17 protein-coding genes are annotated in these 17,191 nt (G+C 47.7%); 2 read left to right on the forward strand and 15 right to left on the reverse strand.

Annotated features, from left to right (window positions below):
• Positions 1–7: 7 nt before the first annotated feature.
• From FYJ53_RS10620 to FYJ53_RS10630, 3 genes are read right to left on the reverse strand one after another with little or no spacing between them, the layout of a single operon-like run.
• Positions 8–982: a carbohydrate ABC transporter permease gene (locus FYJ53_RS10620; protein ID WP_148428171.1), complete on the reverse strand. Its 975-nt coding sequence runs from the start codon at positions 980–982 to the stop codon at positions 8–10.
• 18 nt (positions 983–1,000) lie between these two features.
• Positions 1,001–2,344 carry an ABC transporter substrate-binding protein gene (locus tag FYJ53_RS10625; protein WP_148428173.1) on the reverse strand — a complete coding sequence of 448 codons (1,344 nt, stop codon included), beginning with the start codon at positions 2,342–2,344 and terminating at the stop codon, positions 1,001–1,003.
• A 26-nt stretch (positions 2,345–2,370) separates the two neighbouring features.
• Positions 2,371–3,228: a metallophosphoesterase gene (locus tag FYJ53_RS10630; protein WP_187367915.1), complete on the reverse strand. Its 858-nt coding sequence runs from the start codon at positions 3,226–3,228 to the stop codon at positions 2,371–2,373.
• A gap of 176 nt (positions 3,229–3,404) precedes the next feature.
• Between FYJ53_RS10630 and FYJ53_RS10635 the strand changes: the two genes are divergently transcribed.
• On the forward strand, positions 3,405–4,061 hold the full coding sequence (locus FYJ53_RS10635; protein WP_195840253.1) for a GntR family transcriptional regulator: 657 nt from the start codon (positions 3,405–3,407) through the stop codon (positions 4,059–4,061).
• A gap of 24 nt (positions 4,062–4,085) precedes the next feature.
• On the opposite strand, the gene FYJ53_RS10640 is transcribed toward FYJ53_RS10635, so the two are convergent.
• From FYJ53_RS10640 to FYJ53_RS10690, 11 genes are all read right to left on the reverse strand, one after another.
• Complete coding sequence (locus FYJ53_RS10640; protein ID WP_148428179.1) at positions 4,086–4,997, reverse strand: sensor histidine kinase KdpD; 912 nt, start codon at positions 4,995–4,997, stop codon at positions 4,086–4,088.
• 24 nt (positions 4,998–5,021) lie between these two features.
• Positions 5,022–5,771 (reverse strand): ABC transporter permease, encoded by a 750-nt coding sequence (locus tag FYJ53_RS10645; protein WP_148428181.1) that lies wholly within the window; start codon positions 5,769–5,771, stop codon positions 5,022–5,024.
• A 13-nt stretch (positions 5,772–5,784) separates the two neighbouring features.
• On the reverse strand, positions 5,785–6,519 hold the full coding sequence (locus FYJ53_RS10650) for a hypothetical protein (protein WP_148428183.1): 735 nt from the start codon (positions 6,517–6,519) through the stop codon (positions 5,785–5,787).
• A 9-nt stretch (positions 6,520–6,528) separates the two neighbouring features.
• Positions 6,529–7,251: an ABC transporter permease gene (locus tag FYJ53_RS10655; protein ID WP_148428185.1), complete on the reverse strand. Its 723-nt coding sequence runs from the start codon at positions 7,249–7,251 to the stop codon at positions 6,529–6,531.
• Positions 7,244–8,167 carry an ABC transporter ATP-binding protein gene (locus tag FYJ53_RS10660; RefSeq protein WP_148428188.1) on the reverse strand — a complete coding sequence of 308 codons (924 nt, stop codon included), beginning with the start codon at positions 8,165–8,167 and terminating at the stop codon, positions 7,244–7,246. Before FYJ53_RS10660 ends, FYJ53_RS10655 begins: the two co-directional genes overlap by 8 nt.
• Positions 8,168–8,247: 80 nt before the next feature.
• Entirely contained in the window at positions 8,248–8,934 is a 687-nt protein-coding gene (locus tag FYJ53_RS10665) for a response regulator transcription factor (protein WP_148428190.1), read from the reverse strand.
• Between the two features lie 14 nt (positions 8,935–8,948).
• Positions 8,949–10,910, reverse strand: a complete 1,962-nt coding sequence (locus tag FYJ53_RS10670) for a translation factor GTPase family protein (RefSeq protein ID WP_148428192.1) — start codon at positions 10,908–10,910, stop codon at positions 8,949–8,951.
• A gap of 217 nt (positions 10,911–11,127) precedes the next feature.
• On the reverse strand, positions 11,128–12,531 hold the full coding sequence (locus FYJ53_RS10675) for an aspartate ammonia-lyase (protein ID WP_090411767.1): 1,404 nt from the start codon (positions 12,529–12,531) through the stop codon (positions 11,128–11,130).
• A 288-nt stretch (positions 12,532–12,819) separates the two neighbouring features.
• The gene (locus FYJ53_RS10680; protein ID WP_090411769.1) at positions 12,820–13,755 is read right to left on the reverse strand and encodes a DMT family transporter; all 936 of its coding nucleotides are present in this window, start codon (positions 13,753–13,755) and stop codon (positions 12,820–12,822) included.
• 12 nt (positions 13,756–13,767) lie between these two features.
• A complete protein-coding gene (locus FYJ53_RS10685) occupies positions 13,768–13,917 on the reverse strand; it encodes a hypothetical protein (protein WP_154557328.1) in 150 nt (49 codons plus the stop codon).
• Positions 13,918–13,940: 23 nt separating this feature from the next.
• Entirely contained in the window at positions 13,941–15,113 is a 1,173-nt protein-coding gene (locus FYJ53_RS10690) for a uroporphyrinogen decarboxylase family protein (protein WP_148428194.1), read from the reverse strand.
• A gap of 249 nt (positions 15,114–15,362) precedes the next feature.
• Between FYJ53_RS10690 and FYJ53_RS10695 the strand changes: the two genes are divergently transcribed.
• Positions 15,363–16,037: a TetR/AcrR family transcriptional regulator gene (locus tag FYJ53_RS10695; RefSeq protein ID WP_090411773.1), complete on the forward strand. Its 675-nt coding sequence runs from the start codon at positions 15,363–15,365 to the stop codon at positions 16,035–16,037.
• Positions 16,038–16,097: 60 nt separating this feature from the next.
• Here the strand turns inward: FYJ53_RS10695 and FYJ53_RS10700 are convergent, their stop codons facing one another.
• A complete protein-coding gene (locus FYJ53_RS10700; protein WP_148428196.1) occupies positions 16,098–17,084 on the reverse strand; it encodes a D-isomer specific 2-hydroxyacid dehydrogenase family protein in 987 nt (328 codons plus the stop codon).
• Positions 17,085–17,191: the final 107 nt, after the last annotated feature.

The raw sequence follows: 17,191 nt of genomic DNA on the forward strand, positions 1-17,191 counted from the left end.
TGGCCTCCTAATTATCATAAAATACAAACCTGGCCGAAAGCCGGTTTAGCAGCAGGGCGATGATCCCGAAAATAATGAAGAAGATTACCGCAGAGGCTGAGCTCATGCCCACGTTCAGGGATGAAAAGCCGTACTTGTACATCTCATAGTAAATATTGGTGGTGGTACCGTACGGGCCTCCCTGCGTCAGCAGATCAATATAGGCAAAGGTCCACTGGCTGGCAAAAAGAATGCTCATCATCATCATAAAAATGACAGTGGGCGAGATCAGCGGCAGGGTGATGGTCGTAAACTGGCGCAGCTTGGATGCTCCGTCAAGACGGGCCGCCTCAAAGTAATCCCGGTTAATTCCTGTCAGTGCCGCCGAAAACATCAAGGTGCTGAAACCAATCATTTTCCAGCCTGTGATGAGCAGAATCGTCATGCGCGCCACGCCTTCTGTCAGGAAAAAAGAGATATTGGTATCACTGATTCCCAGACCCACGATGAGTTGATTGATAAGCCCGCTGCTGGGGTTCAGCAGCCACCGCCAGATGGTGGCTGTGGCAACCGGCGCCATAATCATTGGAATAAAAAACAGGGCGCGGTAAAAATTCTTGGCCTTTGACGGAAGGTCGTTGGTGGCAGACGCCAAAAACAGCGGAATAATCACCGAAAAGGGCAGCAGGCCAACGATATAAAAGACGGTGTTTCCAATGGAGGTAAAGAAATCCTTGCTGGTCAGCAGCTTGGTAAAATTGGAGATACCCACAAACCTCGGTACGGTTCCCGGCACCATTCCCCAGCTGTGAAAGGCGTAGTAGACAGTCTCTGCCAGAGGCCTGTAGAGCCAGAAGGCAATGAGCACAAGTGCGGGCAGCAGAAACAGCCAGGGTTTATAATTAAACTTAAATTTCGGCCTTGGCTTTATCCGCTCACCTGCCCTTTCAATATCCGGCGCCAGGGTATAAACCTGGGCCGGAAGCTTTAAAAATTTTTTCATCTGCGCATCACCTTATTGTTAATTGTTCTTTAGAAGGTCATTCATCTGTTTGGCAGCGTCCGATAGAACATTCTGAACATTGCCTTCAGTGATGGACTTGACAGTGGCATCAAGGAATACCTGATACTCTTCCTTTGCTCCAGTTCCTGGCCAGATGGTCACCGGTTTGATCCTTTCAAGCTGCTTCAGGTTTGTTTTGACAATGGGGTTGGCGTCCACAAAATCCTTGAGATAGGCCGGATCTTCGGTAATATCCATTCTCAGCGGCAGATAGCCGATTTCAGAAGTGATGATGGTGTAGCCTTCCTTTCCGGTAGCATATTTGATAAACTCCCATTCAGCCGCAGACTTGGTCGGATCATCTGAACGGACTGCCAGGCAGCTCCCGGAATTGACCGGAACAGAGGCTTTATCACCAAACTGCGGCATTTCTGCGCCTAACAGCTCCCAGCCGCCGGCCTTTGCCGCGCTCTGGTAACCGCTGAGCAGGGAGGTGGACTGGAGATTCATTGCCACGTTGCCAGCCATAAAAGCATCCATGACATCCTTGTCGCTGCCTTTTACGGCTGCGCCGCTGCTGTAGAGCTTATTCCACATTTCATAAGCCTCAACAGCTTCCGGGCTGTCAAACTTCGCCTCGGTTTTATCGCTGCTCAGCACCTCACCCCCGTTTGAAAAGATCAGGCCCTCGCTGATCCAGCCATTATCCGGCGCGAGGCCAAAACCGTCTTTACCAGTTTTTTCCTTGATCTGTACCGCTGCTTTGTAGACGTCATCCCAGGTCTTTGGCAGGTTTATGGTATCCAGGCCTGCCTGTTCAAAAAGCCCTTTGTTGATGTAGAGGATCGGCGTGCTGAAGGTAAAAGCCAGCCCGTACATCTGCCCGTCAATTTTCCCGAGTTCCAGAGCATTTGGAATCATCTGACCTGTATGCTCTGCCAGCTCATCCGCAGGAAACAGCTCTTCGTAAGATTTAAAGCCAAGGTTCAGCCGGGAAGCGTCCAGCATTCCAAAAGCGTGCTGGACAATATCCACCTCCATACCCGCGGCGATATCCGCGCTGTTCTGGCTCATGTTGTTGTCCACAACGCCCTTAACGACAACACCCTTTTCCTTACCGACTGTCTCATTAAAGCTGCTGATTAAATGCTCCATGCCCGCTTTCATGGTTGGGTATCCCAAACTGTAAGAATAAAAGGTAATCTCGGTGGGATTGTTGGGGTCAAGCTTTCCTGATGACGCATTGACACCCGAATTACTTCCGGCTCCTCCGGCGCCTGTACTGCCGCAGCCTGCCAGGGTTGTGCCTGCGACCGCTGCTGACAAAACAACGCCTAAAATGCCCTTAACAAATTTATTCATCTCATTGCTCCTTTTCTTTATGCCGCTTACGCGTTTTTCATCATCTGTCCAAGCGCTTCCAGAGGGATAGGCTCTGTAATAGGCTGGTCATTCGGCGGATAAGACATGGTCTCAACCCGAAGCGTACGGTCTGTTACCGTGCAGAGATTAAAGCCTGCTGCCGGGGTCATGTACATCCCCTTTTCATTGATGGCCACACCAAAAGCGGTGCTCTCAGCTGTATAGGCTGGTACGCCGTAAAAAGTGGTATTGATATTTTCATGCGTGTGCCCGCTCAGCAGCGCCAGGACATTTTTTCCGCTGATAATCTCTTTAAGCCGTTCGGAGCCTTCCACGCCAAAGGCGCTGACCCGTTCGTCTGCCCACTCGTCAAAGGCCGGGTGGTGAAAAGCGACGATATGCCCGCGGGGCATTTTCTTTTCCAGTGCCTTTTCGAGAAATACAAACTGCGCCTCGTCAAAGCGCCCGGAATGATGCGTGGCATCACAGCCAACGCTGGAGTCCAACACGATGAGCTGGAGCCCGTCAAATTCTCTTGCATAGCATACAGGCTCTGTGTCTGGCTCTCTGTTTTCATAGCCCTCGTGGAAAGCTGCCACCCTGTCATGATTTCCAAGAACCGGACAGACCGGCGTGCCATCAAAATATTCTTCCAAAAGCATTTTCAGGTAACGGTATTCATCTGCGCCGCCCTCATGAACCAGATCACCAGTCAAAAGAACAAAGTCCAGTTTTCCGGCATTACCCCTGAGCCAGCCGGCAATTCCTTCAAGAACCTCGCAGGGCTTTTTTTCCATATGGCACACCATGTCCTTAAACATTGAGTTGCCATAGTCCTTTAGAATGTGTAGATCGGAAAGATGTGCGAAAGTGATTGTCTTCATCATTTTCTCCTTTTTAGATATTTATCGATTTGAATACTTGTTTTTCTACCGTAATTATTATATGATAATACCAACCTCACCGTGTCGGACACCTGTAGTATACTACTCGTATTCGATATGAAATATCACAAACCCGTTAATTTAACGTTAATAATCGGTTAATGGAGAAAAGGACTATGAAAATTCAAAACAGAGAAGAAGACGCCTACAGACAGCTCAAGGAAAAAATCCTGGCCGGCGTGCTGATCCCAGGGGATATTTTATCCGAGGCCTCCCTGTCCCAGGGGCTCGGCATGAGCCGCACACCAGTGCGCTATGCCCTGAAACAGCTGGAGTACGAAGGTTTTATTATCTATCATAAAAACCGGGGCATCTCCATCCGGGAAACCTCCAGCCGCGAAATGGTGGATATTCTGGAAATGATGATCCTGTTTGAGCACAGCGCTGTTAAAAAAGTCAAAAACGGCGAAACCATTTTTGATATTGCCGCCTTAAAGCGCCTCGGTGATGAGGCCAAGATCCTCCGGAATGAGCGCCAGTACGCGTCCTATATTGAAAAAACCCATCAGTACAACAGCTGCTTTATCGCCAGCGCAGGCAACAGCCAGCTGACCGTTGTCTATAACACCTCCTGGGAACGCGTAATCAGCACGTCTGTTTACAATAAAATGACACATCCCACAGCCATCCCGAAGAAGACACAGACTACCGTCGGCTTTATTCATCAGCTCAACCAGTCCATCACCGATGAGGCCTATGACCACACCGACCATCTGCTGGATGAATACTTTGACTATGCCAGAAACCAGATTCTGTATTATGGGCAGATATAAAAAACAGTCTTGAAAGCAATCGCTTCAAGCCTGTTTGTTTTTTTCCTCTTGGAATACAACATAAACCGACAGCATTTTATTCTCAAGGGAAGCACTCACCGCACCCTGCATTTTTTCCGCCAACAATTTCACAATGTAAAGCCCCAGTCCGGCACTTCCGCTGTTTCTGCAATCATCCCCTGTGTAAAAGCGCTCAAAAATCCGCTCCATATCCGGAGGTGTGTCAGGCCTTACCTCATTGACAACTGTCAGGATTATTTCTCCGTCTCTTTCCTCAAGGGCGACCTTCACCCTGCCTGCGGTATACTTAAGGGCGTTGGACAAAAGATTCTGGACAATGCGCCCCAGAGCTGTGGTGTCTCCCGCAATATACAGGCTTTTATTCCCAAGGTCAACATCGGGCTCTAGCTCTGCCGCTTCAAACCGTGGAATAAAATCCACCACCGCTTCTGAGACAATATTGGTAAAATTAACAGCTTCCTCCGCGAGCTCCGACTGGCCTGATTCTATGACGGAGAGTTCAAAAAAGCTTTCAACCAGCTCCCGCATGGCGTTTGCTTTTTTTAGAATTATTGTGGCTTTTTCCTGCTGCTCCCCGTTCAGTCCGCTGCGCTCAAGCATCTGAATATAACCGATGATCGCTGTCAGCGGTGTCCGCAGGTCATGGGAAACACCCGCAATGGAATCCTTTAGCCGCTGCTCGCTCTTTCGCGTGTCAATGCGCAGCTGCTTCTGAAGCTCCATATTCTCGTTGATCTGAGTCGCCAGCTCGTTTAGCCGGGCATCCACTAAAGTCAGACTGATCTTCTTCTCAGACCGTCCGGCGGATAAGTCCTCCAGCTGGCGGCTCATACTCCTTATCTCCCGCCGCATAACCACTGTCCGAACCGCTAATACCGCCACAGCCACAGCTAAAACCACGATGATTCCAAACATTGACTCCACGCTTTCCTTTTTGTTTTATTTTATCTCTCTCTTCCTGAACACAAAATATCCAGCGCCCAGGAGTAAAGCCGTAAAACCAAGACATGCTGTCAAAATCAGGATAACCTGGGATATACTCAAAGGTGTAAAAACCGCTACCCTCGCCATATAAGGCGGAAGCCAAAGCGGCGGCATCCTCCTTGACAGAAAAAATATCATCCCAAAGGACTCCAGAATAATGGCCAGCGTTGCGCAGGCCGTTGTCTTGGCCGCGTCCTGAAAAACGGCCATTAATAGGATTGAAACGCTGAAAACCGCGCAGTTTGCCAGAAAAACCATACCGGTAACTCTGAGAAGATACTGGGCAAAAGGCTCTGCAATAATGCCTTTGTCAAACCCCTGCGCCGCACCGGTGACAATGAGTCCCGCAAAGGGATAAAAAAACATCACAATATTGACAGCCAGCAAAAACACAAGCGCCTTGCAAAAATAAACAGAAGTGCGGCTGTGCCCCGCAGATACAGCCAGCGCCAGCGTTTTATCTGAGGCGCTCTGCCCGAGCATCAGAGCGCTCATTGCCCCAATGACAATGAGCCACATGGTGGAATCATAGACCATTCCTCCGAATACAGATAATCCATCTGCCATCGGGACACCAAAGGGGTTCGTATCTCCAATATATCCCGAACTCATCAAGACCCCAAAAACAATACTGATTCCAGCCATCAGATAGAACAGCCTGTTACGGACAAGCTGGTAAAACTCCATTTTGATTAAAGCAAGCATATTGTCATCTCCTCTACTTTAACTCACGCTTTGAAAAAATCAGACAACCCAGGAAAGAGGGAAGCACAAGAAAAGCAAAATCGATCCCTACGGCTGTCAGCCATTCTGCCATCCCCGCTCCAGAAGAATACATCTGGTTTAAAGGCATACACCACTGCACTCCTTTCAACACATCGCCGGATACTCCCATAAAAATATGCAGCATCAAAGCCAGTATTGAAAACAGTGTTGTTTTTGCCGAGTCTCTGAATATTGCCAGAAACAGCGGCGCCATTCCACACATTGCATAACCTGTCATAAAAAAAGTTACGGCTATTTGAAGTCCATTAAATTTTGGAAACTCCCCAGTGAAGTTCAGGGTAACAGCTGCGACCATCACGCCCGCCAATATGTAAGCCATCATAGCCAAGGAAATAATCATGAGATAAATCAGTATTTTACTCAAAAAAACAGTGTGCCTGCCACTGCCAGCCGCAACTGCAAGATTTGGTGTACGCTCTGCAAATCCCTGTCCCAGATAAATGACGCCAAAAATCGAAGCAAGAAAACCCATTGGAACCGCTTCCGACATCATCTGCAGGATCAGCTGCACACCGCCATTTCCACTGGTAGCAGCGCTTGCCACAGCCTGTCCCTCTGTTTCGGACGCGCCGATGAACAATCCAGCAATAAAAATACCCAACAGCAGTCCCCCGAAAAGCCGGCTGTGCCTGAGCCTGTACCATTCCATCTTCAACAAGTTAATCATGGTACACCTCTACTGCAAAGTACGTCTGGAAAAACATAAAAAAGCTCCTGCTCCCAGCACCCCAATCCACGCTGCGCCTGAGCCTAAAATTAACCACAGCGACGCTGCTGGGAGAATCTCAGTCATGAGCAGACGTTCAGCCGCCATGGGAATCAGGACATTCAAAAAACTTAGTTTTGCGCCGTAAAGATTTAATACGAAGGTCAGAATCCCAAAAATAAACAGGCTGATGCCAATCGTCTTTGCGACATCCCGGCATAAAAACCCCAGAAGAAGACCTGTTGCCATTGAAGCTGCGTTGAGCACCGCTACAATCCCGGCTACCTTTACCAGATACAGGGCAATCTCAGCAGACATCGGCTCGCCAAAGCCGAAAGCCAGGCTGTGAAAAAGCACATTGGCAGCTGGAAAGGCCATCATAAGCACCTCACACCCGGCAAAAAACACCACTGATTTAGCCAGAAATACCTGAAGCCGGCTGTGTCCGCCCTCAATTCCGTGATAAATAGTGCCTTCGTTAAACTCACGTCCGATGAAGAGTCCCGGAAACACACAGACTGGCAGGATCAGCAGATTGGCTGTATGGAGCGCTGCCCCCATAACCTGCAGCCCGGTCACGCTGTGACCGTCAAAGCTGATACAGATTCCCAGAAGCACCGTCACGCCAAACACTGCGTAAAAGGTTTTATCCCTCCAGAGCTTGTACCATTCCAGCCGAAGCAGATTACCCATTTTTCCGGCCTCCGATGCTTTGCAGAAAATAGTCCTCCAGACTGTCACCCCTCACGCTGATGCCTGTCAGAAGTAATCCGCTCTGAGATAAAGCTGCTGATACGGCGCGTATCTCCTCCAGATGGTCGTAAAGCTTAATGGTTCCGTCAGGCATAACCCTGTAGTCATCAGTATGGAGGGATTCCTCAATGACCGCGGCAGCTCTGGCCGTATCGTCCACCTCAATGGCGATGTGGCGGCGGCAGCGCTCATCCAGTTCTCCCTGGGTCAGCGATTCAACGATATGCCCTCTGTCGATAATGATAAAATGGTCCACTGTCTGGTAGAGCTCACTGAGGATATGGCTTGAAATCAGCAGTGTGGTGCCGCGCTCTGTGTTTAACCGTTTTAAAAGCTCGCGGATTTCCACAATCCCCACCGGGTCCAGTCCGTTGATGGGCTCATCGAGAATCAGAAATTCCGGATCGCTGATAAGGGCCATAGCAATACCCAGCCGCTGTTTCATCCCAAGAGAAAAATGCTTCACCGTTTTCCGCCCCGTATCCGTAAGCCCTACCAGCTCCAGTGTTCTCTCTGCGGCTTTCTTATCCGGGATTCCTCTCTGAATCCGCTGGGCCTCCATATTTTGCTTTGCTGTCATGCCCTGGTACAGCGCCGGCGTTTCCACCAGGCAGCCCATGCGCTTTCTTCCCTCGCGCATTCCTTTTTCATCGCTTTTACCAAAGAGCGCCAGCTCCCCGCCAGACGGGTAGGAAAGTCCGCACACCTGTCTTATAAAGGTCGTCTTCCCTGCACCGTTCTGGCCGATCAAGCCATAGGTTTTCCCCTTTTCAATGGTCAGGCTCAAATGGTCAAGGGCTTTAAAGCTCCCATAATGTTTACACAGATCCGTCGCTTTTAATACAATTTCGTCCACTTTAGTGTCTCCTTTTCCTTGATGCTTTCATTTTATGCCGCAGGAATAAAGAAGTTCTTAACCCAGTTCTAAAGAAAACCTTAATTCATCCGATACCCCATCCCCCAGACCGTTTTAATATACTCTGTCTCCGGGTCTGCTGCCTTCAGCTTATTCCTGAGGTTACTCATATGCACGTTCAGAATATTATCCTCACAGGCGTATTCCTCGTTCCAGATACTTTCAAAAAGATTAGCTTTTGAAAAAACCTTATGGGGGTAGCGCATCAAAAGCTCCAGGATACCGTATTCCTTGGCAGTCAGCACCAGCTCCTGCCCATCCACGCTGGCTGTCTTTGACTCCGTGTCCACCGCCAGCTTTCCAGCCTGTAAAATTTCCGGCGCTCTCTGGGCTTCGCTGCTGCCGCAGCGCCTGAGGACAGCCTCGACCCGTACCAGCACTTCATCCAGATCAAAGGGCTTTGTCAGATAGTCGTCCGCGCCCATGTGAAAAAGGTCAAGCTTGTTCTGTACAGTATCCTTGGCTGAAATAACAATGACCGGCAGGCTGGAAAAACTCCTGAGCTCCTGCAGCACTGCGTCGCCGCTTTTATAAGGCAGCATCAAATCCAGTATCAACAGGTCATAGTCTCCGCTTCTCAGTCTGGACAACCCCTCCATACCTGTAAACGCACCCTCTGCCGCATAGCCGTTTTCATCCAGCATTTCACACAGCATGCTGTTAATCTCCCGGTCATCCTCAACGACTAAAATTTTCGTCTGCTCCATTCTTTACACCGCCTTTACTTGCAATGAATATATTCCGCCACCTGATCCCATGGAACGTTAAAGCCTGCACCATGAGAACAGAAAACTGAATCCGAAGTGTTTTCCACATCATGTTTTTTATCATAACCGATGCGCAGAGTGACCGCCTCTGCGTTATGGCAGGGCTCATAACCGGAAAAGGTTGCTCTGAGCATCCCCCGGCCTTTGGTGAAGGACAGGATTTCCTGACTGTAATTCATCATCGTAGCCACCGGACAAAAGCCGGAAATCACTGCCTGGTCCTCGCTGAGCTCGGGGGCTTCAAAACGCCCGGCCATTTTCTGGATATCCGACATGACACGCCCCATCGCCTCTGAGGGAACCTCAATCTCAAACCGGTAGACCGGCTCCAGTAAAACGGACTCTGCCTGCTCCAGTCCCTGACGAATCGCCCGGTAAACCGCCTGCCTGAAGTCGCCGCCCTCGGTATGCTTAAGATGTGCCCGCCCGTTGACCAGAACGATGCGCATATCCGTGATGGGCGACCCGGTCAGCACACCCCTGTGCTCACGTTCAAACACATGGGTCTTTATCAGATTCTGATAATTGGTATCCAGAATATCCACAGAACACGCACTGTCAAAGGTAATGCCTGTGCCCGGCGCGGCGGGCTCCAGCCTGAGATGTACCTCTGCGTAATGCCGCAGAGGTTCAAAATGGCCGTAGCCAGTCACTGGAGACGCGATGGTCTCCTTATAGAGAATCTCACAGTCGCCGAAGCGGACTTCCAGACCAAAACGCTCCCTGACAATCTCCTCAAGCACCTCCAATTGAATCGCACCCATGATGTGGAGCTGCATTTCCTGCAGGCTCTCATTCCAGACGATCTCCAGCATAGGGTCCTCGTCCTCAAGCTCCTTAAAGGCCTCAAGCACGGTTCTTACGTTCAGGCCTTTATCATAGATGACGCTGGCGGTCAGCAGCGGCACAGTGGCGTAGCCGGCATGGTACAGGTTTTCTCCAATACCATCTCCGGGCCGGGTGGCCTCCATGCCCGTCACAGCACAGAGATCCCCGGGCACTGCTTCCGGCACTGTCGTATACCGCCCGCCGCTGTAAATCCGAATCTCGTTTACTTTCTGCCGGATGGGTCTGCCTTCACTGTCCATTCCAGTCACAACCTCGTCTTTGACCTTCAGCTTTCCCGCGGTCACCTTAACAAAGCTCAGGCGGCTGCCCGCGCTGTCGTGGCGTATCTTGTACACATGGCCGCTGAAGGGCTCCTCTTCCGGGCTTTCCTTATCATGGAGAAGCATTGTCATGGCTTTGATAAAAGCGTCAATTCCTGTATCGTTTAATGCCGAGCCCGCAAAAACCGGAAAAACTTCTGCCTTTTTAAACATCTGCCCCAGAGCACTCTGCCACGTTTCCGGTTTGTAGCCCTCATCCAAATAGGCCTCGAGCAGCGCTTCATTCCTTTCCGCCACAGCCTCCGCCAGTGTTGTGTCCATGAGGCCTTCCTCATAGTGCCCGGTAAACATCAGGCAGTCCAAGCTGCATTTTGTTTTCAGCTCTTTTATAACTCCGGGAATATCTGCGCCTTCCCGGTCTGTTTTATTGATAAAAATCAACGTCGGCACCTCGTAGCGCCGCAAAAGCTTCCACAGCGTTTCGGTATGGCTCTGAACCCCCTCAACGCCCGATACCACGATGACGGCCACATCCATCACCTGAATGGCCCGCTCAGTTTCCGATGAAAAATCCACATGTCCCGGGGTGTCCACCAGATAACAGGTGTCTCCCCCGACTTCAAAAACTGCCTGATCCGAAAAAATGGTAATGCCCCGTTCGCGTTCAATGGGGTGATGGTCCATAAAGGCGTCCTGATGATCCACCCGCCCAAGCTTTCTGATGGCACGGGTGTGGTACAGCAGCTGTTCTGAAAAAGTCGTTTTTCCGGCATCAACATGCGCCAGAATTCCTAGTACAAGCTTCATAAAATCTCCTGTAAAATCTGCTTTAGTGTGGGTCTATTATATCACTGAGGCTTTGGACGTACAAACTAAAAAAAGCTGCCCAAGGGCAGCTTCATAAAATTTATAGGTTGACGGCGTCTTAATCGAGTGGCGCTCTCGATGCAATCGCGCAGGCTATATCGAGGCTGGCAATTGCATATGAGAGAGGCAATTCCGAACTGCGCCAGTATCTTTCTTCTCAGGAAATCTGCTGCTCCTCCATGGGCTCAGTCATCAGTGACGGGTCAAGGATCGTTTCCAGCTCTTCCTGACTCAGCAGACCCTTTTCTCTGACAATCTGAGAAACCAGCTTGCCGCTCAAAATGGATTCCTTAGCAATGTCGGAGGCTTCCTTATAACCGATATACGGGCAAAGCGCTGTAACCGTGACAATGCTGTGTTCCAGCAGTTCCTCACACCGGTCTTCATTGGCCGTAATCCCTGTAATACAGTTGTCGATAAAGGTAGAAATCCCGTTGGTCAGTGTTTCGATGGATTCAAACAGATTATAAAACAGCACTGGCTCAAAGGCATTGAGCTCAAGCTGTCCGGCTTCGGCCGCCATGGTGATGGTCAGGTCATTGCCAATAACATTGAAGGCCACCTGAGAGACAACCTCGGGGATAACCGGATTGATCTTGCCCGGCATAATGGATGAACCATTCTGCTTAGGCGGCAGGTTAATTTCCGCAAAGCCGGTTTTGGGGCCGCTGGACAGCAACCGGAAGTCATTGGCCATTTTGGACAAAGTGACCGCCGCTGCCTTTAACGCGCCAGAAACCGACACAAAGGCGTCGAGGTTCTGGGTTGCGTCAATCAAATCCTCAGCGAGCACCATGTTAAAGCTCGTCGTCTTTTTCAGATTCACAGGAATCCGTTTCAGATATTCCGGATTGGCGTTTATGGCTGTACCGATGGCTGTACCGCCCATGTTGACAATACAAAGCTCATTCTGGGTTTTCTTCAGCCGGAGGGTATCCCGGTCAATGGCGGAGCGGTAAGCGTTGAAGGCCTGGCCCAGACGCATGGGTACCGCATCCTGAAGCTGGGTACGCCCTACTTTTATAATATTGTCAAACTCAATGGATTTCTGCTTTAAAGCCTCGCCCAGGCGTTCCATCTGGAACAGCAGCTTCTGGGTAAGCTTGAGTGCGGTAATCTTACCTGCGGTTGGGTAAACGTCATTGGTTGACTGTGACATGTTCACATGGTCGTTGGGGTGGACAATGCTGTAGTCTCCCTTCATTCCACCAAGCTTTTCGATGGCAATGTTTGCCACTACCTCGTTGGCGTTCATATTGGAGGAGGTTCCCGCACCTCCCTGGATGGGATCGACGATGAACTGATCGTGGTATTTTCCTGAAATCACATCATTACACGCTGCAATGACAGCGTCAGCGATTTCTTTATTTAACTCACCGGTTTCAAAATTGGTCATAGCCGCAGCCTTTTTGACCTGTACCAGACTGTCAATCAAGTCGGGATGGAGCTGCTTTCCAGTGATATAAAAATTCTGTTTTGCCCTTAAGGTTTGTACGCCGTAATAGGCATCGACTGGAACAGGAAGTGCTCCAATCGAATCGTGTTCGATTCTTTCTTGCATTTTAACCCCTCTACAAAAAATGTATTTACTTTATGGACACATCATAACGCCACCTACCTTAAAAATCAATGCGCTGTAATAAAGTTTTGTCTAAAAAATAACTGTTTTACAAGGTTGAAACCGATTTGTTACATTTATCTTTCAATGATTGGCGATTGTCTTTATTTCGAGGACAACTCAAGGGAAATTTGACCCTTTTTTATTTTTTATGTATAATAGGCACATGCTGAATTAAAAGAAAGCACCCCATTATAGTGCAAGTATAATGGGGTGTTCCTGCCCTTTTATTTAATTTTCTGGAAGCGGTTCTTTTGATTCAGCATAATAGGTATAAAAAATGCAAACAATCGTCAGAACAATGCCGATAATCTGTACCATAGTCATGGATTCCCCAAACATGAAAAATCCTACAATCAGCGCAACCACCGGTTCAAGACAGTAGGCCATTGATACATAGGGCGCGTCGATCATGCCAAAGGCCATCTGTATCCACGAAAAGGATAAGACCTGTGGCAGCGCCGCAAATCCCAAAACGATAATCCAAACAATGGCGCCGTTCTGCGCCGCAGCTCCTGCAATATCGCTGATCATCTGCCATGGCGGGCAGGCGGTAACATACAGAAACAGCGCTCCGAACAGATTAGGATAGAAAAGCTGTGCCTGCCAGCTCACATCATTTGGATAATATACATGTGAAATCAGAAAGTAAGCACTTGCCAAAATCAGAGAATTGGCCAATGCCCAAATGATTCCCATTATATCCAAACTGGAAGTTCCCAGATTAAAAATCTGCAGCACCAGCGCAACACCGACAACGGCAATACTGCAGGCAATGATCTTAACCTTTGTCAGCTTTATCCCCTTGAAAATGCGTTCCATAATCATCAGAATAATCACATTGCAGAAGGCCAGCAGAGACACTATCCCAACCGGAATTCTTGATACAGCCTGCACATAGGCAAAATTCATGCCATTCATCAGAACAAAGCCATGGATCATCAATACGATTAGAACTTTCCAGCTGACTTTAAACATGCTGCGGTCTTTTATTAAAATCCAGCCGCCAAAGAAAAGAAACATAATTGTCGGCGCCAGTGTGGTTACTGTAATATCACTGATACCATTTTCCGCCATCAGTCTCAGAAATGGCCCAAAAAGTCCCCACAGCACAGCGGACAATACAGCCAGTGTAAATCCCTTTTTAAATATTCCTTTATCGTTCATTTTCCCTGCTCCTTACACTGTCATAAAGAAAACCAGTGAAAACATCAGCTCATCCAAGTCATCCCAGCGGGCTTTCATCACCGCTTTGTCTTCATCCGTCAGGTATTCTTCCTTCATATCCTGTTGATATTCATCAAATGGATAGAGTAATTTATTTTCCATGTTCGTATCCTTTCTGTAAATATTTACTTATACACACCGTAATCTCTTACAAATTCATTGACAGCTCTCATATTTTCAGGGTTAACGTCGCTTGCATTCAGAATATATTTGTCCAGGGAGAAAATATAGCCGCCGCCCGGCGCCATAATGTCAATGACCTCTTTGGCTTTATCAATACATTCCTGCTTTGTGCCATAGCCCAGTAATGAAATCGGATAGAAGCCCTGGAGACACAGATTTTTCCCGATTGTATTTTTAGCTTTTTTCATATCGCCGTATTCCATGATAGCAATGATCTTATCAGATTTTGGAATATCCTGCATATACGGGTAGAATCGTTCCCAGTCACCTTCAAAGAAAATCGACAGCGTCAGTCCTTTTTGATTAACCAGAATGTCGATAAATTTTAAAAATGATGGCCAGTAAAACTCTTCAAACATTTTTTTGTTGATGTATGGTGCCATATGAAGCGGAATGAACACGTACGGGAAGGTTACGCCCTTTTCTCCCGGATAACAGGCTGTCGCACCCTTAACGAGAATGGGCGTCACTGCATCCAGGGCTTCCTTAACCTTATCCGGAGACTTGCGCACATCTCTGCAGATTCCCGTAAAGCCTCTGAACTGATCTGCCAGATAATCGAACGGTGCAACCGTTAGGTTTGACCCCAACGCCGGCACCCCGTAATCCTGGGCCAGAGACGCGGTAATTTCTTCTAAAGCGCCCATATAAGAGCCAAACTCCAATGCTGCCTTTGTCATAGCATAAGCATTATATGGCGCTGGCTGGTCCAAAGCCGGATATAAACGCAGCAGCAGCTTTGATACGATCATTTTATAAGGATCTTCAATTAATTCGTCATATTCATCTGGGTTCATAGCGCTGATTTCCGGATGCTGCACAAATCCCCTTTCACTTTCCGTGAAATTTTTTGCGTTCAGCAGACGATAAAACATCGGCGGCCTTGTAAAAAGACTTTCAAAGCAATCCCAATGAAAATCATCGAACACCTTTTTAAAAGCACTCTGGCATTGTTCCGGTGTCCATGAAGCCTGGCGATACGGCAGGCCCGCGTATTCAATTGCATATGAAATTTCTGCCGGGCAGTTCACCGGCACACGTTTTGGCTCCTGGATTTTAAGTGTTGTCTCCAGCATTTCCATCCGTTCATTATATTCTTTTCTTTTATCGGACATAATTTCTCACCTCATAATTTTCGAACGTCCATTTTTGAAAGTGCACTTAATATTAAGTATACTTTAAAATTTTATTTTGTCAACCATTTTTCGTAAAATATAAAAAATTATTCATCTAATTGTTTTCATTTTTTCTATTTATATTTTTTTATATGAAATATTGCAGAATATCAGATATTACATCGCTTATTGTCGTCTTTTGAGAAGTATGCTATACTTACGTTAGTATAAACTGGATAAAGGACAATTATGAAAAAATATAAAACCGGACGGGAAACAAAGGAAAATATTATGGAAGCTGCCCGCGAGCTTTTCTATGAAAAAGGGTATAAAAACACGACCTATAATGATATCTGTGAAAAAGCCAATGTCAATACCGGAACCTTCCATTACCATTTTCAGACAAAACGCAAAGTTGCCGGCATCATCTATAATAATTTTATGTTCAATATTAAGGAGGAAACTGGTAAACTCATCTCCTCAAAATATGAAAATGACCTCAAGCTCTGTACAGCTCTGGAAATTACAAATTATATGAACTTATTTTTTTCTGATGATCATGTGAAAACTTTTTTCTATGATCTTTACAGTGATAACATTCCGCTTGAGTACGCCTTAAACATCATGGAAAACTTTTTCCAGCTTCACGTCGAAGCCTTTAAGCTGCCCATTGACAGAGATTATGTCAAGATAATTGCCGCCACAAACCTTGGTATGGAACAGGCCCTGATTGTTAATTACTGCTCTGGCTACCTTACGCTGCCGGAACAACAGATCATTGATTATGATATTGAGCTGACCTATGCTCAGATGAATATCGACCATCAGGAAATCGAGCGGATCATTCAAAAGGCCCAGGAGCTTGGCCCACAGATCAAGCTGAAACATGTCGATTATTTTAAGGTTGAACCACTGAATTGCTAGCGCAAAATAAAAAAGCCCCGCGGCATTAAGAAACTTCTTAATGCCGCGGGGCTTTCTGCGTTAAAACAGCTCAAAAGCGCTGCTTCCTGTTTTATTCAGATCTCTCAGATTTTTGACGGCACCGTAGACCATACTGCGGACAGCCTCCTCGGTATAAAAGGCCATATGCTGGGTCATGGTGACATGGGGAAACTGTCTTATATATGCCATATCCCGGTTGCTGATAATATCCACCGTGTGATTGACATGGTAAATACCATCCTCATGCTCGATAACATCCAATCCAAGGGCGCCGAACTTCTGCTTTTCAATGCCGTCGATCACGTCGCTCACATCCATCAGAGATCCTCTGGCGCAATTGATCAGCACCACGCCGTCCTTCATTTTCGCAATGCTTTCCCTGTTGATCATGTGGTAAGTGCTCTCCAGCAGCGGTGTGTGCAGCGTTATGACATCACTTTCTGCGTAAAGAGTATCCAACTTCACATATTTTGCCATGTCAGCGACCGAGCCATTTGGATAAGCGTCATATGCAAGGATTCGACAGCCGAATCCCTGCAGAATCTCAATAACCGTTCGGCCGATACGCCCGGTCCCCACAACTCCAACAGTCATGTTTCTGAGCTCACGGCCCTCCAGCCCATCCAGGGAGTAATCATTGACGTTTCCCCTGAACATGGCCTGCTTATATTTTCTCAAAGACATGAGCATCAGCATAACGGTATACTCCGCCACTCCGGTCGGAGGATAGCTGACATTGCAGATCCGGATACCCAGTTCCCTGGCATACTCCAGATTAATATGATTATAGCCCACTGTGCGGGTACAGTAAAAACGGATACCCGCGTCCCGCATAAGGTTTAAAATCACGCGGTCAATACGGCTATGCCCAAGGCTTGTCACCGCGCCGCAGCCCTCGGCAAAATCAAAGGTCTCCACACTCAGCGGTTTACCCGTAAAAATCAGCTCTACATTATATTTTTCAGCGGCTTTTTTAAAGTCCTTTATTTCATCCTTTCGCACTTCAAAGGCGGCAATTTTCAGCATTGTTTTCTCCTCGCTACAAAAATTTCTTTTTATTATTATATACCCAAAAGCAAATTACGGAATAAATTTTTTGATTGTGGTATAATAAAACTACTTTTGTTTGGAGG

The organism is Eubacterium sp. BL-380-WT-2B, assembly GCF_009696115.1.
GTDB classification, from domain to species: Bacteria; Bacillota; Clostridia; order Eubacteriales; family Eubacteriaceae; genus Eubacterium; species Eubacterium callanderi.

Excerpts from the sequence above, each read along its gene's own strand:
- FYJ53_RS10620 (WP_148428171.1), bottom strand. The coding sequence starts at position 982 with ATGAAAAAATTTTTAAAGCTTCCGGCCCAGGTTTATACCCTGGCGCCG.
- FYJ53_RS10625 (WP_148428173.1), bottom strand. The coding sequence starts at position 2,344 with ATGAATAAATTTGTTAAGGGCATTTTAGGCGTTGTTTTGTCAGCAGCG.
- FYJ53_RS10630 (WP_187367915.1), bottom strand. The coding sequence starts at position 3,228 with ATGAAGACAATCACTTTCGCACATCTTTCCGATCTACACATTCTAAAG.
- FYJ53_RS10635 (WP_195840253.1), top strand. The coding sequence starts at position 3,405 with ATGAAAATTCAAAACAGAGAAGAAGACGCCTACAGACAGCTCAAGGAA.
- FYJ53_RS10640 (WP_148428179.1), bottom strand. The coding sequence starts at position 4,997 with ATGTTTGGAATCATCGTGGTTTTAGCTGTGGCTGTGGCGGTATTAGCG.
- FYJ53_RS10645 (WP_148428181.1), bottom strand. The coding sequence starts at position 5,771 with ATGCTTGCTTTAATCAAAATGGAGTTTTACCAGCTTGTCCGTAACAGG.
- FYJ53_RS10650 (WP_148428183.1), bottom strand. The coding sequence starts at position 6,519 with ATGATTAACTTGTTGAAGATGGAATGGTACAGGCTCAGGCACAGCCGG.
- FYJ53_RS10655 (WP_148428185.1), bottom strand. The coding sequence starts at position 7,251 with ATGGGTAATCTGCTTCGGCTGGAATGGTACAAGCTCTGGAGGGATAAA.
- FYJ53_RS10665 (WP_148428190.1), bottom strand. The coding sequence starts at position 8,934 with ATGGAGCAGACGAAAATTTTAGTCGTTGAGGATGACCGGGAGATTAAC.
- FYJ53_RS10670 (WP_148428192.1), bottom strand. The coding sequence starts at position 10,910 with ATGAAGCTTGTACTAGGAATTCTGGCGCATGTTGATGCCGGAAAAACG.
- FYJ53_RS10675 (WP_090411767.1), bottom strand. The coding sequence starts at position 12,531 with ATGCAAGAAAGAATCGAACACGATTCGATTGGAGCACTTCCTGTTCCA.
- FYJ53_RS10680 (WP_090411769.1), bottom strand. The coding sequence starts at position 13,755 with ATGAACGATAAAGGAATATTTAAAAAGGGATTTACACTGGCTGTATTG.
- FYJ53_RS10685 (WP_154557328.1), bottom strand. The coding sequence starts at position 13,917 with ATGGAAAATAAATTACTCTATCCATTTGATGAATATCAACAGGATATG.
- FYJ53_RS10690 (WP_148428194.1), bottom strand. The coding sequence starts at position 15,113 with ATGTCCGATAAAAGAAAAGAATATAATGAACGGATGGAAATGCTGGAG.
- FYJ53_RS10695 (WP_090411773.1), top strand. The coding sequence starts at position 15,363 with ATGAAAAAATATAAAACCGGACGGGAAACAAAGGAAAATATTATGGAA.
- FYJ53_RS10700 (WP_148428196.1), bottom strand. The coding sequence starts at position 17,084 with ATGCTGAAAATTGCCGCCTTTGAAGTGCGAAAGGATGAAATAAAGGAC.